The sequence below is a fragment of the Stappia sp. TSB10P1A genome (assembly GCF_900185725.1).
GTDB lineage: Bacteria > Pseudomonadota > Alphaproteobacteria > Rhizobiales > Stappiaceae > Stappia.
Genome location: NZ_FYAU01000052.1, coordinates 1 through 2098 on the forward strand (window position 1 = coordinate 1; position 2098 = coordinate 2098).

The window sequence follows — 2098 nt, forward strand, 5'->3', positions numbered from 1 at the left end:
GGGACGGTTATTGGGACAAGGCGGGCTGCGACACGCTCGCCCCCGGTGTCGACGGCGCCGTATTCGACTATGCCGTCAATTCCGGACCCTCCGCCGCACGCAAGAGCCTGATGGCGGTGGTCGGCGGGCCGCACCATGAGACGATCAAGAAGCTCTGTGCGCGGCGGCTGTCGATCTACCAGACGTTCAAGCACTGGAAGACCTTCGGCAAGGGCTGGACCCGGCGGGTGGCGGCTGGTGAAGCCTTGTGGGTGAGCTGGGCGCTCGCCGCGTCGGTGGACGCGCCGCATGTCGAGACCGGCCTTGCCGACGAAAGCGCCAAGGCGGGCAGGACCGCCAAGGCCCAGGGCAACGGCGGCGTCGCCACGGCGGTTTCCGGTGGCGGCACGGGCGGTGGCGGCAAGGTCCTGGTCGAAGGGGGCGATGCGCTCGCCGGGTGGCTGGTGGCCGGCGGAGCGGTGGTGCTGATCGCCGTCGCCGCCCTGCTGCTCTGGCGTGCGCATATCAATCGCAGCCGCGAGCGCGCCTATGCCGTCGAGGCGCGCCGGATCGCGGAGGGCGCGGCATGAGCATGATCGTATCGCTGATCGCGGGGGTGGCTACCAAGCTCGGCGCCGACCTGGTCGGCCGCGTGCTCGGCCAGCGCCTCGGCGAGGCCGGCGGGCAGTTGGCCCAGGTGATCGTCGGCGAGGTCGCCGGCGCCCTCGGCGTCGAGGTCGACAAACTGCCCATGGTGCCCGAGGAGCGGCTGGAGCGCGCGGTGGCCGATGTCGAGGCGCGCATGCCGGAGATCCTCGCCCTGTGGTCGCGCGGGCTCGACGGGCAATTCGCCCTGCTCGCCGCCGAGCAGGCGCAGGGCGTTTGGCCCTCTGCCTGGCGCTGGGGCTGGATGTACCTGCTCGGCTTCCTGTGGACCGTCCGCCTGCTGGTCGTTCCGGTCGTCGACGCGATTACCGGCGCCGACATCGCGGCGGGCATGGACATGGGCGTCCTGATGACGCTCACGAGCTGGTTCCTGGCGCTCTACATGGGCGGCCACACGCTGAAGGAACTGGGGTCGCGCGGCGTCGAGGCAATCCGGCTGATGCGGCGATGAATATCGGCGAGCGCGAGATCGAGCTCGCCGAGCAGCGGGTGGCGCAGGAACGGGAAGCGGCCATTGCCCGCGCCCGTGCGGCGCTCTCCGGCGTGGGGGCATCGGACTGCCGGATCTGCGGCGAGCCGATTCCCCCGGCTCGGCGGGCGGCCCTGCCATCCGCCACCACCTGCATTGACTGTGCCAGCAACGGGGCCAGCAACGGGGCCAGCGAGGGGCGATGATCGACGACATCCGAAACTGGTCCGGGCCGATAGCCTCGCTGCTGGCGATCGCCAGCCTGATCTACACGTGGATCACGGCGCGCTCGAAAATCAACGAACAGCGGCTCGGCGGACATGAGCGGAAGCTCACCGAGCATGACCGGCGGGTGCAGAAGCTGGAAAGCGAGGTCTCCCACCTGCCGCGAAAGGACGACGTGCACGAGCTGCGGGTGGCCCTGGCCGAGGTCAAGGGCAGCGTCGGCCGCGTCGAGGAGAGCATCGCCGGCACGGATCGCACCGTGCGGCGGATCGAGCAATTCCTGCTGAGGGAGCCGGGCAAATGAGCTATGGCGACTTTCTCGCTGAACAGGGGCGCCTGACCATCCTCCAGGCGCTGGGGGCGGAATTCAACGGGCATCTGCGCGACGATCTGCTGCAGAAAGCGGTGGACGTCCGCCTTGTGGCGAGGTCCATCGACTGGATCCGCACTCAGCTTACCGTGCTCGATGAGCTGGGCGCGGTGACGCTGCAGCGCGATGGCGGCCGGGTGATCGCCGGCATCACGTCGGCCGGCCGCGACCATATCGAGCGGCGCCGGCCGCTGGCCGGTGTGGCCTGGCCCGAGGATGAGGGCTGAGCCGATGTCCACCGATACGGGCGAGGATGACGACAGCCGCCGGCGCGGGCGCGGCCGGCTGTCGAGCATGGAAATGCTCCCCGAGGAAGCCGACGCGGATCTCGCCTGGGTGAATACCGAGCTGCGCGACGGCAAGCGGCCTCAAACCATCATCCTCGCCGA

Annotated in this window: 5 protein-coding genes; all 5 read left to right on the top strand. The window is 70.0% G+C overall.

Annotated elements, in window-relative coordinates:
- The coding region (locus TSB10P1A_RS23345) for a glycosyl hydrolase 108 family protein (RefSeq protein ID WP_186390372.1) at positions 1 to 569 on the top strand (569 nt) is incomplete at its 5' end.
- Positions 566 to 1096, top strand: coding sequence for a hypothetical protein (locus TSB10P1A_RS23350; RefSeq protein ID WP_186390373.1), 531 nt, complete (start codon positions 566 to 568; stop codon positions 1094 to 1096). The genes TSB10P1A_RS23345 and TSB10P1A_RS23350, both read left to right, overlap by 4 nt.
- Positions 1093 to 1320, top strand: coding sequence for a TraR/DksA C4-type zinc finger protein (locus TSB10P1A_RS23355; protein WP_186390374.1), 228 nt, complete (start codon positions 1093 to 1095; stop codon positions 1318 to 1320). Before TSB10P1A_RS23350 ends, TSB10P1A_RS23355 begins: the two co-directional genes overlap by 4 nt.
- On the top strand, positions 1317 to 1643 hold the full coding sequence (locus TSB10P1A_RS23360; protein ID WP_186390375.1) for a DUF2730 family protein: 327 nt from the start codon (positions 1317 to 1319) through the stop codon (positions 1641 to 1643). The genes TSB10P1A_RS23355 and TSB10P1A_RS23360 overlap by 4 nt, the downstream gene beginning before the upstream one ends.
- Complete coding sequence (locus TSB10P1A_RS23365; protein ID WP_186390376.1) at positions 1640 to 1936, top strand: hypothetical protein; 297 nt, start codon at positions 1640 to 1642, stop codon at positions 1934 to 1936. The genes TSB10P1A_RS23360 and TSB10P1A_RS23365 overlap by 4 nt, the downstream gene beginning before the upstream one ends.
- The last annotated feature ends 162 nt before the right edge of the window (positions 1937 to 2098 follow it).